This window comes from Cellvibrio sp. pealriver (genome assembly GCF_001183545.1).
Lineage (GTDB): Bacteria > Pseudomonadota > Gammaproteobacteria > Pseudomonadales > Cellvibrionaceae > Cellvibrio.
Genome location: NZ_KQ236688.1, coordinates 911,732 through 927,230 on the forward strand (window position 1 = coordinate 911,732; position 15,499 = coordinate 927,230).

A 15,499-nucleotide genomic window follows, 5' to 3' on the forward strand; every position below is an offset into this window, starting at 1 on the left:
ATATGCCCTATATTAACCCTAGATACGATTGTCTTTTGCTTTTAGATGATTACCTAAAAGACCCGCTTTTGCTTGCATTGGCATGGAAAAAATCTCACGAATATATCCGTTCCATTAATTGGTATGCGGACAATTTTGAATTGGATAAGTCGGCGCTCAATCTCGAATTCCTATGCAAAGACTGGAGTGAGGAACTCAGCGGTGATATAAATTTTTCTCCACTTAAATTGGTTCCGGCACCAAAGACATCTGCTTGGGGGTTTTCGCAGAATAAATGCCCTAGCGGATTAGAAATGCTCGATTTGTCATTGGATGAAATTGAGGAAAATTGTTATTGCGTAAAGTGGGCTCCCACAGAGCCAGACAAAATAAAACTACGCCCCCTCGCACACATAGGCGTCAAAGAGCAAACTTATCTAACGCTGGTGATGATGTGTTTGGCTAATGATGTAGAAACATTGCAAGGTGATCCGGCAACGGATTATAAGGAGGTTCACGACAAGAAAGTGGTTAGTTATGGTAATCGCCTATATTGCACCTATACCGAGGATGGTTGCGCGGAACACAACTTTGGTGCAACAACAATTTATGGAAAATATTTCACTGATTATCGTAAATTCTTGCAGCGTCCCTATCATTTTGCATCTAAAACCCTTGCAGAAATATCTTCTGATGAAGAAGTTTACTTGGTTGAGCTGGATCTAACGCAATTCTTTGATTTGGTTAACCGAGAAAAGCTGGTTCAAAAAATCACTGAGCTTTCTGAAGAACACGGTGAATCAGAAAGTAACCGACGGTGTTTAGCAAGCCTTCTTAAGGCTTTTAAGGGGTGGGAGTGGTCAGAAAACACGACAGATACATATGAAGTCTGTGAGACTGAGTATGTTCCAGCACCGCCTAAGGGATTGCCGCAAGGGTTGGTTGCCGCAGGTTTTCTGTCAAATATTTACATGCTTGATTTTGATAGCTTCTTATCGAAGTTAGTCGGAAAAAGAATAACGATTGACGAGTCAGAAATTGAACTAAAATTGGTTGATTATTGCCGCTATGTTGACGACATGCGGCTCGTTGTGATTGGCCCAAGCCGAGAAAAAAATGGAGGAGAAAGTCCTATTCCAGAAATAAAGATTCTATTGAAGAAATTTCTGGAGCCTGAGCTTGCTGAATTTAATTTAAAATTAAATATCGATAAAACTAAAGTTGAAATCTATCGGGGAAAGTCGAAAGGAATTTCTGCAACTTTGGAGGATATTCAAACTCGGGGTAGCGGGCCGGTATCCTACGAGGATGCTGATGAGCTTATTGGTCAGTTGGAATCATTGCTGATGTTGTCTGGCGGGAGCGGTGAAGATCTAGATCAGAATATCGGTGGCTGTCGAATTAATCGCTTAGCTCTCATCGAAAATAACGTCTTTGATGTCAGAGAAGACACATTGAAGCGATTTGCAGCGAATAAGTTATCCAGAATGCTTAACAATATTCGTCACTTTACCTCTCGTGATGTTGATGAAAGCGGCAATTCAGTGGCTGGCGACTGGGATTATTTGCAGGAGCGTATAGCAAGGCGTTTGGTTGCCTGCTGGTCACATGACCCCGCTTTAGTGTTATTGCTCAAGAAAGGCTTAGAATTATTCCCATCACCAAAATTGCTCGGGCCGGTTATAGAGCAACTTGAATATGTTTTGAACAAATCAGAATCTTCCGATATTCAACAGCGAAAACAGAGTGCTGTGGCCCGCTACTGTTTGGCAGAAGTGTTCCGGCATTCTGCCATGATCATTCACCGAAAAGACCCTCAATCAATACCCGCCCATGCAGATATTGACGGTTATTTTGAGCGTTTACAGGATTGCGCTGCGAGACTTATTGACTTAGCAGTGGGAGCAAAAGCTAAGTCAGATAAAGCTGTCAAAGTCAGTGATAGAGCTTCCGGTCAACCCGATTTCGACTTGCTTATTGATCAGGCTCGATTTCTGCTTATGACAAGACTGGATACGGTATTAGAACGACCATGTGGTAATGAAGATCAAGATTTAATATTCAAGCTTGCCAAAGGATTTCGACATATTGTCATAAGTCCAAAGAAGACTACTCGAAGTATTGCGACCTGCATCTTGATTGCAAATCAACTTATTTCTGATCAAAAGCCACTGCTTCGTGCTGTAAGTTCCTTATTGGATCTAAATGATGGAAAAGTGAAAAGAATTATTGAAAAAATTGCCTTGCAAGACCCGCGACTAGTAAAAGCAATTTTTTTACATGCGCGACCTTTGTCGTACGCTTGGTATAAAAAACGTAAAAATAAGTTCATCAAAGATATTTCAGATAAGCTCTATATTTTTGTAAGGCCATCAGCCAAGCCACTATCAGAAATAAGTGAACCAGTTGCTCTATATAAGTTAAGCTGTAGATCAGATAACCCATTTTCCAATGAGATCGTTGCGCTCAAGTTAATGCTTTCGCTAATTGACAAATCAACTGACTTTAATTCTATTTCTAAAGAAAAAATTATTGATCTGAGTCGTACAAAAGTAGAACTGTTAAGAACGGATGAGGTTATTGGCTTCTCCATTCCTCCCTCCTATGAAACATTCGATGCAAGGTTTGACATTAAAGACATTAAGTTCTGCGAGTCTCTACAAGGTTTGTCTGTTCACCTTCTTGAAAGCGATTCTGATTCATCGATTTTGCAGAAAATTGCATTAGCAATGCGCGCATTGTTATCGGGGTCTTCTGATCCTACTGGCTTCGGTCAATCATTTACACCTCGACCAGGATATCGTGGCATCAAGTCCACCAGCTTTAAGCGCCAGTTTGGGATGATGACAACGCCAGAGTCATTGGTAGGTGAAAATGCTCAATTTTCTGGATGGCTTACAACGCTATTGGCAAAGTTGCTTAGGTGGCCAGGCATTCATGTGAATGATCAGGGGTTCGACTGGCCAATCGCACTAACGCTTGCGGCAGTTAAAAAACTTATCGAAGACCGGTTAGTGATTTTGAAGAAAAGCTATTGCCAGTTATCGAAAATGCCTGGCTTGCCGGAACTCATTACGCCAAAGTGGGATGAAGGCAAGAGATCACTAACTGTTGCGATGGTTCAATCAAAACTACCTTTTAAAAGTGATTTTTCGAGCGAAGGAATTTATTTGGATACACCTCAATATAGGGTGAGGCATCGTCGCCATGTTGCGCGCGTTGCACAGCTTATTATAAAGCATATAGAAGCACAGTCAGTGGAACTACGAAATAATGGAAAGCGTGAACAAGATATTGATCTGATTGTTTGGCCCGAGCTTTCGGTTCACCGCGATGATATCGATATTTTGGTTCAGCTCTCTCGAAAAACTAAGGCTATTATTTTTGCCGGGCTTGGTTTTATAAATCAGACGGGCATTAAAGGGCCTAACAATTGCGCTGTATGGATAGTGCCACGCAAGCATGGAGGTAATTCAAATGAAGTTATTCGTTATCAAGGAAAGTTTCACATGATGGAAGGCGAGCGGAAAATTAATATTCAACCGTGGCGCCCTTATCAATTAATGTTGGAATTAAAACACCCAAAATTCAAAGATAAGCCAGGGTTCATGCTAACGGGTTCGATTTGTTTTGATGCAACAGATATTTGCTTGAGTGCAGACTTAAGGGATAAATCAAATGCTTTTATCGTTTCAGCTCTCAATCGTGACGTAAGCTCATTTGATACTATGGTAGAAGCACTTCATTACCACATGTATCAACCTGTGATATTGGTGAACACTGGAGAGTTTGGTGGTTCTTACGCAATGGCTCCTTACAAGGAGCAGTATAAGCGGCTTATCGCACACTCCACTGGCAACAATCAGGTAGCCATCAATACTTTCGAAATGAATATGTTTGATTTTAGAAGAGATGGCGTTGGGAAAAGTATGGCTTCAGGCGATGAAACTAAAACTCCTCCTGCGGGTATTCCTTATAAATAGAAAAATATGTTCTTCAAAATCAACATTTTAACAGGAACGTGTCTGTGTCTTCTCAAAAATATTCCGTAAATCAGCACCTTATTGAAACGCTCCTGAGCTGGGTTAAATCTGGCGAGATTGCCATTCCTGAAATTCAGCGCCCCTTTGTGTGGGATGCATCCAAGGTGCGTGATTTAATGGATAGTCTGTACCAAGGCTTCCCGGTGGGTTACATCATCGCTTGGCGCAACCCAACAGTGAAGTTAAAAGACGGTACCTTGGCGGAAGGTAAAAAAGTATTGATTGACGGCCAGCAGCGCGTAACTGCCTTGACAGCTGCGATTGCCGGGCAGCAGGTGGTGAATAAGGATTACAAACAGATCCGAATTCGTATTGCGTTTAATCCGGTGGATGAACGCTTTGAGGTTTGTAACCCTGCGATTGAGAAGGACAAAGCTTGGTTCAGCGATATTGCGCCCATCGTCAGTGGCGAACAAAAATCTCACAAAGTCGCGCGCGACTATTTGGCGCTAAACCCGGATGTGAATGAAGATCTGGTTTATGAGCGCTTGGATCGCCTTTGCGACATCATTAAAAAACAAATTGGTTTAATTGAGTTGGCACCGGATCTGGATATAGAAACGGTAACGGAAATTTTTATTCGTATTAATTCCAAAGGTGTTGTGCTCAGCCAAGCGGATTTCGCGATGTCTAAAATCGCCGCCAATGAAGATTTTGATGGTAACAGTCTACGCAAAGCCATTGATTATTTCTGTCATTTGGCCGTTGCGCCCGAGTTTTACACACAGATAGAAGCCAACGATACTGAGTTTGTAAAAACCGATTATTTTTCGGCGATGCGCTGGCTGCGAAACGAGAACGATGACCTCTATGACCCCAGCTATTCAGACATGCTGCGCGTTGCATTTACCACACGCTTTAATCGCGGGCGACTATCTGATTTGGTAGGTTTGTTGTCTGGCCGTAATTTTGAAACCCGCACTTATGAAAAATCGATTGAAGAAAACTCATTCAAACTGCTAGGCGAGGGAGTACGTGAGTTTATTAACGAAACTAACTTCAAGCGTTTTTTAATGATCATTCGCTCTGCCGGTTTTGTAGATCCAGGCATGATCCAATCTACCAACGCCTTAAACTTTGCTTACATTCTTTACCTAAAGCTCAAGCGCGATTTGGGCAACAATCCGAATATTGAACGCTGGGTGCGTCGTTGGTTTGTGATGTCGCTACTCACTGGCCGCTATTCGGGCTCACCGGAGTCCCAATTCGATAAAGATATTCGGGCAGTTCATGACACACCTTTCGCAGATCATTTAGCGGCAGTTGAATCAGCGGAATTGTCCGATGCTTTCTGGCAAATTGGTTTGGTGCAAAATCTGGAGACCAGTGTGGTAAATTCGCCTGCATTAAAAGTGTTCTGGGCGGCGCAGTCTTACTTGAATGAAAAAGGCTTCTTGAGCAAGGATATCACCGTTCGCGACATGCTCGTTCACCATGGCGATGTTCACCACATATTCCCCAAAAACTTCCTTAAAGGGCGCGGCCTGAGTAAAGCCAAATACAATCAAGTCGCCAACTACGTTATGGTGCAACAGGAGGTGAATATTAAAATCGGCGACCGCTCACCAATCGATTACATGAAAGACGTATTGGATCAATGCTCCACCGGTACCTGCAAGTTTGGTGCAATCGATAACCAGGAGTTGCTACGCAAGAACCTTCAGGAAAACTGCTTGCCTGAATCCCTCAGTGATTATGAATACGATAATTTTGAGAGCTTTCTTCTAACCCGCCGTAAGAAAATGGCGGAGAAGGTAAGAGGGTATTATTTTTCGCTTTAGTGCCGAGGCAGTCTAATAATAAACTTCAAATTTATTTGTAATACTCTAATACGCAAATAAATGATTTGGTGTATTAGTGGCAATGTTTTTGATGGGGCGAGAGGCGGAGACGATGATGTGGCTAGTGTCGCCGCGTTGTTGAGAGTGGTGTCCATAGCGTTTCCGAGTCTTGTTGGTGGCGTGACCGAGAGCTCTACTTACGTCTTCGCCGCTGTGTGTTTTCTTTAAATCAGATGCAAACTGATGGCGAAAGCAATACGCTGTGATAGATTCATGGTGCGCTGGCCAGACTTCTTTACCCATTCGTCTAATTTCTACTGTGAAATTAACAGCTTTGTTTATAGAAACAGTAATTGCTTGTCGCGGGTTTGGAATCTCCTTTATTAATTCATGCAGCAATTCATTACTCGAAGTGACGGGGTAGCTTATTGTTCTGAAAGGTTGGCCTTTGTTTTCGTCAACTTTTCCACCCTCAATTTGAAAGTTAACGTGGTTATCGCTCATATAGACTCTTATGCCTTTTACAAGTTCGCATGGCCTGCATCCGGTTAACGCAGCGGTAAGAAGTGGTATCCTGTACATGGAACTTGGGTTGTAGCTAATAAGCAGCTCTCGCCAATTCTTTGGTAGTTTGTGAAGGGCGGTTTTTTTTGATTTTTTCTTATCGAATTCTAAGTCGAAGTCTGATGCATCGAAATTTGCAATATGTTGTAAGTCATCGAAAAGCGAATAAGCATCTTCACAATATAAAGTGTCAGATGAAAGCTCATAAAGTTGCAGATTCCGCTCAATTTTATCGCACAAATAGAACGTTATTCCATTTTGCCACTTGTAAAACGTGTTGCTTGTTTTTGCTTTAGTGAGTACATCTACTATTGTTTGATCCATCTTTTTTCTTTTGATTAATCTTTCTCCTGTCTTGTAGTAGTCTGCAAGGGTTTCCTCGCTTGCATTACAGAAATGCGCTTTGATGTCGTGGATAGCGTTAAGAGCATCGAAGTCATATTTAATTATGTATTTCATTTTTTTTGCTCCTTCGATTTGAGTTCGATCCATTGTTCGAGTTCACTTTCGTTAAACACGTTTATGCCAGCAGTCAGCTTAATCGGTCGAGGAAAACTTAGGTCAGCGCGCATTATTCGATAGAGGCTTGCCCTGCTAACTGATAATTTTTTACAAGCATCGTTGAATTTTATGAGATTCATGTTTGCACCTTTTTGCATCTGATTGTTATTCAAATAATGAACAAAAAAAATCAGAACGCAATGCTGGAAAATCTTGTTTTTAGGAAAGTCAATAGAGTAAATATTTTTTTAACCAATTAATTTTTGAATTTGTTAAAAAAATGTCGTCACGCATTTTTAACTTTGCGTTTGGCAAGTTGTTGATTTTTAAGTGTGCTCAAATTTCATGTTGCCCCAGTACTTTAAATTTCTGGAAGTAATGGGAAATAAAGTGGACTAGAGAGGGTTAACAAGAGGGGTATCAATAAAAGTGGAAAATTAAATTTTCAAGACTTTCCGAAAGTGTGAGGTATGTCACAAATAGCTTGGGGGCTGTAAGAGGTATAGGTCAAAGTGCAGGTTATCTGGTTTAACTATAGAAAATCTCTTATAAATCAATGCTTTGATACCAATGCATCATCGGTGTGTGCTGGTCTGTTGGCTCAATCGTATTCATTGTGGCGATATTCTTGTAATTAATTGATTTTAAATGGGTTTTAACGTTTTCAGGCGTGGGTAATTGCCATGCAAAGTGCTTCAAAGAAGAAACTGGCGCGCATTATCCCACAGTCTGGCAGGCAGCGGAGCGCTTCGCGCGCGGGCTTTATCAGGCGCGTAATGTGATGTCATTCACATTTGCCCAGGTATCGCTTATGCTCCAGCAAAACCAAAGTGGCAACCAGCCCGCAGGCTGCCCCACGGGAACTATTTCACCGGACGATCTAGCGCTCCTCTCCGCTGTTCTCATTTCCCATCGCACGCCTCTGTGTTTTTTTACTCCCAATAAAAAACATCTTTTATGGCAAACAAAAATTTAAAAGTAGGTTGTGGCGGGTCGTGCAGACTGAGCTTGCGAATCCCAACAGAGTGAAGGACTGCAGTGTGCCCAAAGCGGACGGTTAGCCAAATGAACTAGAAAGACTTTATCTGTGAGAGTTATGTTCAATTTCCCATAATTGAATCTGCTTGATTTAAAGATCAGGTTGCCCGAGATTAAATATGTAATTAATTAGGTTTGCCAGCGTTGCATAGCCTTATTTAAAATACTGGATGTCAACTATACTGTTAATTTGTAATCGATTGAAATAGCAAAAAACATCATTTTTTGTGGTTATATTTCGGCATAAAAGATTTTCTTTTCTGAAATTCTTCGGTTTATATGGTTGGGGAGACACACAAACTATTATGCATATAATAAAAAATAGGAGGTCGAGTTGTATAAAGTAGAATATTTAGTGCTATTTGATGCGGATAAAACGCAATGTAAAACTGTTTCCGCACTAAAAAATTTACTGCAGGCAGACTCGGATATTTCTATTGATAGAAACAAGGTTTCTTTTGATAAGAAAGCTGCAGAATTGGTTGTTAAACTTGGAAAGAAAGATGACAAAGCGCACATCTATTTTAATTTGATGTTGCGTTGTAATGATGAAGATGATCTTGAATGGTTTTCTTCTCTTTTAAGATCAATAAGAAGATCACTATCTTTAATCACCAAATCTACTTATGTGGTTTGGGATGATCTAAGTCTGTACTATTGCTCTCAGGCGTATCCGCTGATATTCAATATTGAAAATCTTATGAGGCAGGTAATCACTAAGTTCATGCTAACAAATATTGGGCTTGGATGGATAAAAGACCGCTTGCCTACAGACGTTCAACAGTCTGTGAATATGAATAATAAGGATGCTAATTATCTATATAACGTTGACTTTATTCAGCTTAAGAATTTCCTTTTTAGTGAAAATTACCCAAGCCATAAAGAAAATTTGATAAATAAGTTTAAATCTGCGAAAGACCTTTCGGAACTAAATATTGATGAGATAAAAGCATTAATCCCTGAATCAAATTGGGATAAATATTTTAAACCTATAGTTGATTGTGATGCAGAATACCTGAAAAAACGCTGGGATTTACTCTATGATCTTAGATGTAAAGTTGCACATAACAAGGACTTTACTAAGAATTCGTTAGAGGATGTAAAAAAACTAGTCTCAGAATTAAGCCCATTTCTGGAGAAAGCTATATCTTCCTTGGATAGCATCGCTGTATCGGAAGACGAGAAGGACGCTGTATTTGAAAGTGTTTTAAGCACCTATGATATAGAGTTCTCGAAGTTTATGGCAAGAATTCATAGGTTGGAGAGTTTGCTAGATAAGATGATCGAAGCATATGTTCCCGTATCTGATTATTCTCGCCGTCAACCAATAATAATGAAGATTCACACTCTGCGGTCACATGGTGTTATTAATGAAAAGCAAGCTCACATCATGGATATGGCTAGAAGGATTAGAAATAAGCTTGTACACAATGAGTTTGATATAAACCCCATTGAAGTCATGCATGCGCAAACAATGCTTGAAGAACTGATTATTGAATTAGAGTTGGTTCATAGTAGATATGAAAATTAGAGCGCATATAAGTAGTGGTTGTGGTGAGAAAAGCACGTAGCATGTAAATACGATTAACAAAACGCAATCGTATTTACAATGAATACATTGCTGATAATTTCTATGTGGTTGATCAATTCTGGTCGTTATTCAATGTAATTGACCAGATTCGAAGTTCGATGTATCCGGACTGATTCAGTTTTCCCAAAGCGGGCAGTATCCTGTTTTCAGTCGGCAGGATTACAATCAATTAATTACAAAATTATTGGAGTTTAAATGGAGTTTCTAAAGGAAGTCCCCAAAGAGGTTTGGTGTGCAACTGTTGATTTGATTAACAAGCTGCTTTATCCAGTTACAGCAACTACAGTTGGTGTTGGAAAATTGATAGAGCATAAATTTTCAACCTTAAACGAAATTCAAAAAAATAATCGCCAAAAAAACTTTAGAAGAAGCTTCAGAAAAAATATCCAATGCAAAGATATCCAACTTCAATAATGTTGTAGTTAAACCACAAATTATTTATATCGTTTTAGAAAACGTAGACAGCCAAAGCGATGATTTTATGAGGTCGCTTTGGGCGAATGTAACAGCAAGAGAGCTAACTGAAGGGAGTGTGCATCCAGAGATTGCTAGATTGTTTTCAAAGCTTACAGCCCCAGACTTAATGGTATTGAGTGAGCTGTATTCTCAGCATTCCTCTATCACTAAGTTATTGCTAAAAGCTTTAGCTTCGGCATACACCTTGGGTATATCTCGCGATCCAAAATCTTTTCACCATGTCTATTTAACAGATTTAGGCCTGATAGATGACGTGTCTGGAAAGTGGTTCGTTACAACAAAGGGCAAAGAGTTGATTCGTTGCATCGGTGAGATTGAGAAAACCGCCAGCGCAGCGACCATGTCGTAGTTGATTTGCATAGCAAGATTAATATGCCGCTCAATTCTTCGTATGTCTGCTTCTGGCCGAAAGCCGATGTTGTTAATGTGTAGATGCAGTTATATGTAAAAATGTTTGTGAGGATATGAGTCTATAAAGCTTAACCAATATTTCTCTATAGATAAGAGTTTCTTTTGAAATATTTTGATATGGGATCGTTATGATTCCCAAGGAGGTTATAAGTGAATATCTCGATTATTCAACTAACGATCGCTTACACATTTACTGCTGTAATCGTGTTTACTGCCGTAATTACTGCGCTGTCGCTCATAGGGAAAGTCCGCTTTGCCGATCAATCGCAGCAAAAAACTCTTTTTCGAGTATTAATCATTGAGCTTGTTGCTATCGGTGTGGGATTATTTAGTGGAATTATAAAGTTTGACGCTAATGCTGTACGCAAGGAAATAGTAGCAACGGAGTTTAATGCAAGGAAGAATGTGTTCGATGAAAAACTTGCTGAGGCCAAGCAGCTCTACAGCGCTGGAAAACTAACTGAAGCATATACATTGGTTAACGATCTTTTTCGATCTGATGAATTGGAAGAATACTTTCCTATAAAAGATTTGTTTGTTCTAAATGGGGATATTTCGAAAAGCCGTAAATTTTGGCTAGAAGCGATTGAGTCATATGGGCCTGCATTAAAACTTGATCCTTCTAATGTTGAAATAATGGTTAGTGCCGGGTATGCGCAAAGAGAACTTCAGAATTATGAGGAAGCTGAGACTCTTTATGAAAGAGCGTTGGTTGCTCAGGGGCAAAATTGGGAAGTATTAAATGGGTATTTTAATTGTTTGCGCAGATACGCAGCATTTCTAGCCGATGAGTACCCGAAAATAGCGGATGAAAAATTTCAAAAAGCAGCCACCATTTCCCAGCAAATGGCTAATGTCGCAACTGATGAAAGAACGCAGCGATTATCCGATGTAGCTAAAGCGACGCTTTACTGGGAGTGGAAAAAGTATGATGTTGCGTCCGCAACGTACAAACAGTTGATTAGAAAATATCCCAATCAAGTTCGATTCAAGGAGGATTTGGCTGCAGTTCTGGTTGAAATGGAAAATTTTAGTGAAGCAAAAGAGATGTATCTTGCTTTATACAAAGCAGAGATTAATGCCGGTACTGTCTCATGGTTTGTTGGTGCGGGATATGCCGAGGCGGCGAGCAAAGCAAATTCATCCTCTACTGAACTCCAACAAGCACTAGATGCCGGATTGGCCGCGATTGCGGCAAAACCAGATGAGCCGTTCTCATATTACGCAGTGGGGCTCGTTTATAAATCCCTCGGGAATGATGCTGCCGCCATCAAATATCTTTCCGATGCAGAAGCCTTGGAAGCACGGCGCGATACAAACATCCACACATACGATAAAACTCGACACGAGCTGTACAAGTCATTGATCGAAAAATGGCGTGTATGAAGCACAACACATCTCGTTAAGGCTAAGGAAAGCTAATCAAATTCATCTATTTTTTTGTTATTACAATCCTAAGATCACTAATGCTTTCTCATCCGGCGAGGCGGAAGCGTTCACCGCCGCTTGTCAGCTCCATTACGAAGCTTGGAAAAACCCCGAAGATTTTTAGGGTGCTATTGAGGTCTTTATTTGTGAATCGTGTCAAACATAAGCATCCGTTACGAGAGGTTGAATCCATTGAAACCGGACACTAGTGATCTCACGGGTTGCACCATCCCCAGTATTTTATTGACCTCCACAATAAAAAAGCGCGGAATCAATCCTTATGTGCTGGTTAGCGCTGAAGTCGCTACACAATTAAAAGAAAACTGGCGCAAGCCGCTGCCAGTGTTGGTGCAAGTAAACAGTAAACCAGAGCCGCCGTGGCGTATTAATATGATGCCTGCTGGCGATGGGAGTTTTTATTTGTATTTGAGCGGTGAAGTGCTCAAAGCCTCCAGCACACAGGTTGGTAGCCTTGTGGAAATAAAGCTGCAATTTGACGCAAATTATAAACCGGGGCCTGCTCATTCAATGCCTGCTTGGTTTAGTGAAGCGTTGGAGCAAAACCAACTTGCCCAGCAAGGTTGGGATCAACTCATTCCGAGTCTTCAAAAGGAAATACTGCGCTATCTTGATCGATTGAAATCAACGGAGGCGCAAACCCGCAATACGCAGCTGGCAATACATGTTTTATCAGGTGGTAAAGGAAGGTTTCTGGCGCGATCGTGGAATGAGTAGTTTGGTCGCATTGTGTAATTCAACTTAGAGAAAATTTGAAAATGCTGAAAACATATAAGGGTAGTTGCCACTGTGGTTCAGTCCAGTTTGAATGCGATCTTGATTTGTCAGCGGGTACAAGCCGTTGTAATTGTTCTTTCTGCAGTAAAACGCGATTTTGGAAAGCCTTTGCCAAAGGTGGGGCTTTCCGTTTGTTGCAAGGCGCTGAAAGTTTGTCGGACTACCAGTGGACATCTCCAATAGAGTCATCCCCCATACTTCATCATTTCTTTTGCAAGCGTTGCGGGGTCAGGCCATTCTCCAGAGGTTGGTTGGAAGACTTTGGTGGAGAGTTTCACGCTGTTTATCTTAGTTGTCTGGATGATGCAGAACAGGATATCGCCGCCGCTCCTGTTCAGTATCAAGACGGGCGCAATGATGATTATGAATCCTGCCCTGCAGAGACAAGACATCTATAAAGACCAGGCACCTATCGAGACAAGAAACCAAAGAAGTTGTTGTGCTATCACTAGTGACCAGCTCTTGGCTGTAGGTTTAGTCGATCAGCGCAAAACTATTTTTTTGCGAAAAGAAAACGGGCAGAAATTTTTAAAATTTCTGCCCGTTTTTTATTTGAAATGGTTCTTGTGTTGATGAGGATTGAAGCGCTTTACTGCATCACAGTTTCCACTTCAACGTAAGCGACACATTTCTTGGTTCGCCGTAGTTGGCGTAATCGATATTGGCCCAATAAATTTCATCGAACACGTTGGTTGCGCTCAGTGATGCTGTCCAGGAGTCGTTGAAATGCCAGGTTGCGTAGAGGTTGGTTAGTAGATATGCATCTTGCGTGAAGGTTGCGTCGGTTCGCGTTGGGTGGGTTACGCCGTAGCCGATGGTTTTACTCTGCCAGTTAATGCCGCCGCCCAATACCAAGGGAGCGAGCGCGCCGGAGAAGTCGTAGTGGGTGGACAATTGCACTGAGTGCTCGGGCAGATTTGTCCAGATGCGGTCATTGGTATGGCGTTTGGTATCGACATAGGTATAGCCCGCGTTGATCACCCATTGGCTGGTAATACTTCCGCTCAGGCTGACTTCTACTCCTTCGCTTTCCGTGCCATTAACGCCCACGTAGGCTGAGCTGCCATCTGGCAGGGAGTTTTCCGGTTGGGTCATATCGCGTACGGCGTAGTGGTCTTGTTTGGTTTTAAACACGGCCGTGGAGGCGGACAGTTTCCCATCAAAAAATTCGCCTTTAATGCCCAGCTCTGCATTGCTGCCGAGCACCGGTTCCAGCAGGTTGTTGTCTTTATCCTTGTAGTTTTGCGGGTTAAAAATATCGGTATAACTGGCATACAGCGAATACTGCGAGCTCAGGTCATATACCACGCCTGCGTAGGGAGTTAGCTCGTTATCCACCTTGAAAGTGCCGGTGGTATTTACGTAGGTGCCGCTGGTGTTGTAGTTGTCGGTGCCTGTCTCCCACGAGGTCACGCGCGCACCCACAATGGCCGAGAGTGAATCGGTCAGGCTAAAGCGGTTCGCGGCGTAAACACCGGTTTGTTCCGTGGTGGCGATACGGAATGAACCTGTGCGGGAATAGGTGGGTTTTGGCGCTTTGCCATCATAATTCCAGGCATCGGGCACCTGATAACTCCAGGCGGCAACCGAGGTAAAACCGGGGGTATAGGATTCCAACTCGTAACTATTGCCGCCCACAATCAGGGTGTGTTCGCGCCCGAACCACATGTAATCCCCGGTCAGGGTGAAATCGATGCTATCGCGCGTGTCTTCACCGGCACCTACACCGGCTAGCAGCCTCACACCAGTACCGGTTTCGCGGTCGGGAAAGCCCAGGGCATAAACGCGCAGGCTGAATACATCACCTTCTGTGCGATTGGCGGCAAGGCGCAGTTTCCAGTTCTCATTGAAGTTGTGTTCCAGATCGGCAAACAAGGTGCTGGATTCGCGCTGCCATTGTGTCCACTCGGGTGCAAAGCTGGTGGATACGGGCAATTTGGCGTGAGTGCCGTCGGATGCAAACAAGGGGATAGTGCCCCAAATAGTCCCTTCAGGATTGTTGTCCTGATTTTGATAACCCACCGCGAGCGTGGTGTTTTCGCCTATATCACCTTCGATCACACCCAGCATGGCGGTTTTGTCTTCACGGTAGCGGTCGCGGAAGCTATCGGAATCCTGATAGGCCACCACAAACCGGCTGCGCACTTTGCCTTCAGGCGATAGCGGGGTAGAGACATCCACCACGCCGCGTTGGCGATTCCATGAGCCCGCGCTTGCTGAAACAGACGCATCCAATGTTTTGCCGGGGCGTTTGCGTACCAGGTTTACGGTTGCAGAGGGTGATCCAACCCCAGACAACAAGCCGTTAGCGCCGCGAATCACTTCAACACGCTCGTAGAGTGCCGTGTCGTACTCCTGATTGGTGGAACCGCTATAGGTGGGAATGCCATCCACCTGAAAATCAGTGATCTGGAATCCGCGCGAGAAGTAGAGCGGGCGCTGGGAGTCGTAGAGGGTCACGTTGACACCCGTCACATTCATCAACACATCATTGATGTCGGTCATGGAGGTCAGTTCAATCATTTCCTGCGAAATTTCGCTGATCGACTGGGGTAATTCGCGCGGGGTGAAGGGCAAGCGCGTGGTGTTTTCATTTTTGCGTGCCACACCGTCAACCTGTACTTCTTCTACATTTTTATCCCTTGTGGCGGCGGCCAGCAGCAGCGTGGATGATGCGGTCTGGGTCTTCTCGGCCTGGGTCTGAGTCTGGTTCTGGGTGTGAAGTTCTGCGGCTATCGCGCAGTGCGATGCGCCCAGCGCCAATGCGAGCATGGCGGCTGTTTTGTAGCGCTTGGGTAAATGATTGGATTGGAGGTTCAGGTTGTTTGAAAGCAAGAAAGAGCGGTTCATGGTGCTGGAGACGTTCATTGGGGTGGGGCTACCTGTCTAAG

At 42.8% G+C, this 15,499-nt stretch carries 11 protein-coding genes; 8 read left to right on the forward strand and 3 right to left on the reverse strand.

The window, feature by feature from the left end; genetic code table 11:
- Positions 1 to 2: 2 nt before the first annotated feature.
- Positions 3 to 3,962, forward strand: coding sequence for an RNA-directed DNA polymerase (locus VC28_RS03680; RefSeq protein ID WP_049629461.1), 3,960 nt, complete (start codon positions 3 to 5; stop codon positions 3,960 to 3,962).
- A gap of 44 nt (positions 3,963 to 4,006) precedes the next feature.
- Positions 4,007 to 5,803 (forward strand): GmrSD restriction endonuclease domain-containing protein, encoded by a 1,797-nt coding sequence (locus VC28_RS03685; protein WP_049629462.1) that lies wholly within the window; start codon positions 4,007 to 4,009, stop codon positions 5,801 to 5,803.
- A 45-nt stretch (positions 5,804 to 5,848) separates the two neighbouring features.
- On the opposite strand, the gene VC28_RS03690 is transcribed toward VC28_RS03685, so the two are convergent.
- A complete protein-coding gene (locus VC28_RS03690) occupies positions 5,849 to 6,826 on the reverse strand; it encodes a site-specific integrase (RefSeq protein ID WP_049629463.1) in 978 nt (325 codons plus the stop codon).
- On the reverse strand, positions 6,823 to 7,026 hold the full coding sequence (locus VC28_RS20085; RefSeq protein WP_082191393.1) for a helix-turn-helix transcriptional regulator: 204 nt from the start codon (positions 7,024 to 7,026) through the stop codon (positions 6,823 to 6,825). Before VC28_RS20085 ends, VC28_RS03690 begins: the two co-directional genes overlap by 4 nt.
- A 1,214-nt stretch (positions 7,027 to 8,240) precedes the next feature.
- Here VC28_RS20085 and VC28_RS03705 point away from each other — a divergent pair.
- From VC28_RS03705 to VC28_RS19480, 6 genes are all read left to right on the forward strand, one after another.
- Positions 8,241 to 9,437: a HEPN domain-containing protein gene (locus VC28_RS03705; RefSeq protein ID WP_049629466.1), complete on the forward strand. Its 1,197-nt coding sequence runs from the start codon at positions 8,241 to 8,243 to the stop codon at positions 9,435 to 9,437.
- Between the two features lie 255 nt (positions 9,438 to 9,692).
- Positions 9,693 to 9,911, forward strand: a complete 219-nt coding sequence (locus VC28_RS03710) for a hypothetical protein (protein ID WP_049629467.1) — start codon at positions 9,693 to 9,695, stop codon at positions 9,909 to 9,911.
- Between the two features lie 118 nt (positions 9,912 to 10,029).
- Positions 10,030 to 10,323 carry a hypothetical protein gene (locus VC28_RS03715; RefSeq protein ID WP_156184277.1) on the forward strand — a complete coding sequence of 98 codons (294 nt, stop codon included), beginning with the start codon at positions 10,030 to 10,032 and terminating at the stop codon, positions 10,321 to 10,323.
- A gap of 212 nt (positions 10,324 to 10,535) precedes the next feature.
- A complete protein-coding gene (locus VC28_RS03720; protein WP_049629469.1) occupies positions 10,536 to 11,771 on the forward strand; it encodes a tetratricopeptide repeat protein in 1,236 nt (411 codons plus the stop codon).
- A gap of 234 nt (positions 11,772 to 12,005) precedes the next feature.
- The gene (locus VC28_RS03725; RefSeq protein ID WP_049629470.1) at positions 12,006 to 12,548 is read left to right on the forward strand and encodes a YdeI/OmpD-associated family protein; all 543 of its coding nucleotides are present in this window, start codon (positions 12,006 to 12,008) and stop codon (positions 12,546 to 12,548) included.
- A 41-nt stretch (positions 12,549 to 12,589) separates the two neighbouring features.
- Positions 12,590 to 13,006 (forward strand): GFA family protein, encoded by a 417-nt coding sequence (locus VC28_RS19480; RefSeq protein WP_082191395.1) that lies wholly within the window; start codon positions 12,590 to 12,592, stop codon positions 13,004 to 13,006.
- A gap of 199 nt (positions 13,007 to 13,205) precedes the next feature.
- Here VC28_RS19480 and VC28_RS03735 read toward each other — a convergent pair whose 3' ends face one another.
- On the reverse strand, positions 13,206 to 15,476 hold the full coding sequence (locus tag VC28_RS03735) for a TonB-dependent siderophore receptor (protein WP_231591634.1): 2,271 nt from the start codon (positions 15,474 to 15,476) through the stop codon (positions 13,206 to 13,208).
- Positions 15,477 to 15,499: the final 23 nt, after the last annotated feature.

What these genes read in the sequence shown, in the direction of transcription:
- VC28_RS03690 (WP_049629463.1), bottom strand. Translation starts at nt 6,826, where the DNA reads ATGAAATACATAATTAAATATGACTTCGATGCTCTTAACGCTATCCAC.
- VC28_RS20085 (WP_082191393.1), bottom strand. Translation starts at nt 7,026, where the DNA reads ATGCAAAAAGGTGCAAACATGAATCTCATAAAATTCAACGATGCTTGT.
- VC28_RS03710 (WP_049629467.1), top strand. Translation starts at nt 9,693, where the DNA reads ATGGAGTTTCTAAAGGAAGTCCCCAAAGAGGTTTGGTGTGCAACTGTT.
- VC28_RS03680 (WP_049629461.1), top strand. Translation starts at nt 3, where the DNA reads ATGCCCTATATTAACCCTAGATACGATTGTCTTTTGCTTTTAGATGAT.
- VC28_RS03735 (WP_231591634.1), bottom strand. Translation starts at nt 15,476, where the DNA reads ATGAACGTCTCCAGCACCATGAACCGCTCTTTCTTGCTTTCAAACAAC.
- VC28_RS19480 (WP_082191395.1), top strand. Translation starts at nt 12,590, where the DNA reads ATGCTGAAAACATATAAGGGTAGTTGCCACTGTGGTTCAGTCCAGTTT.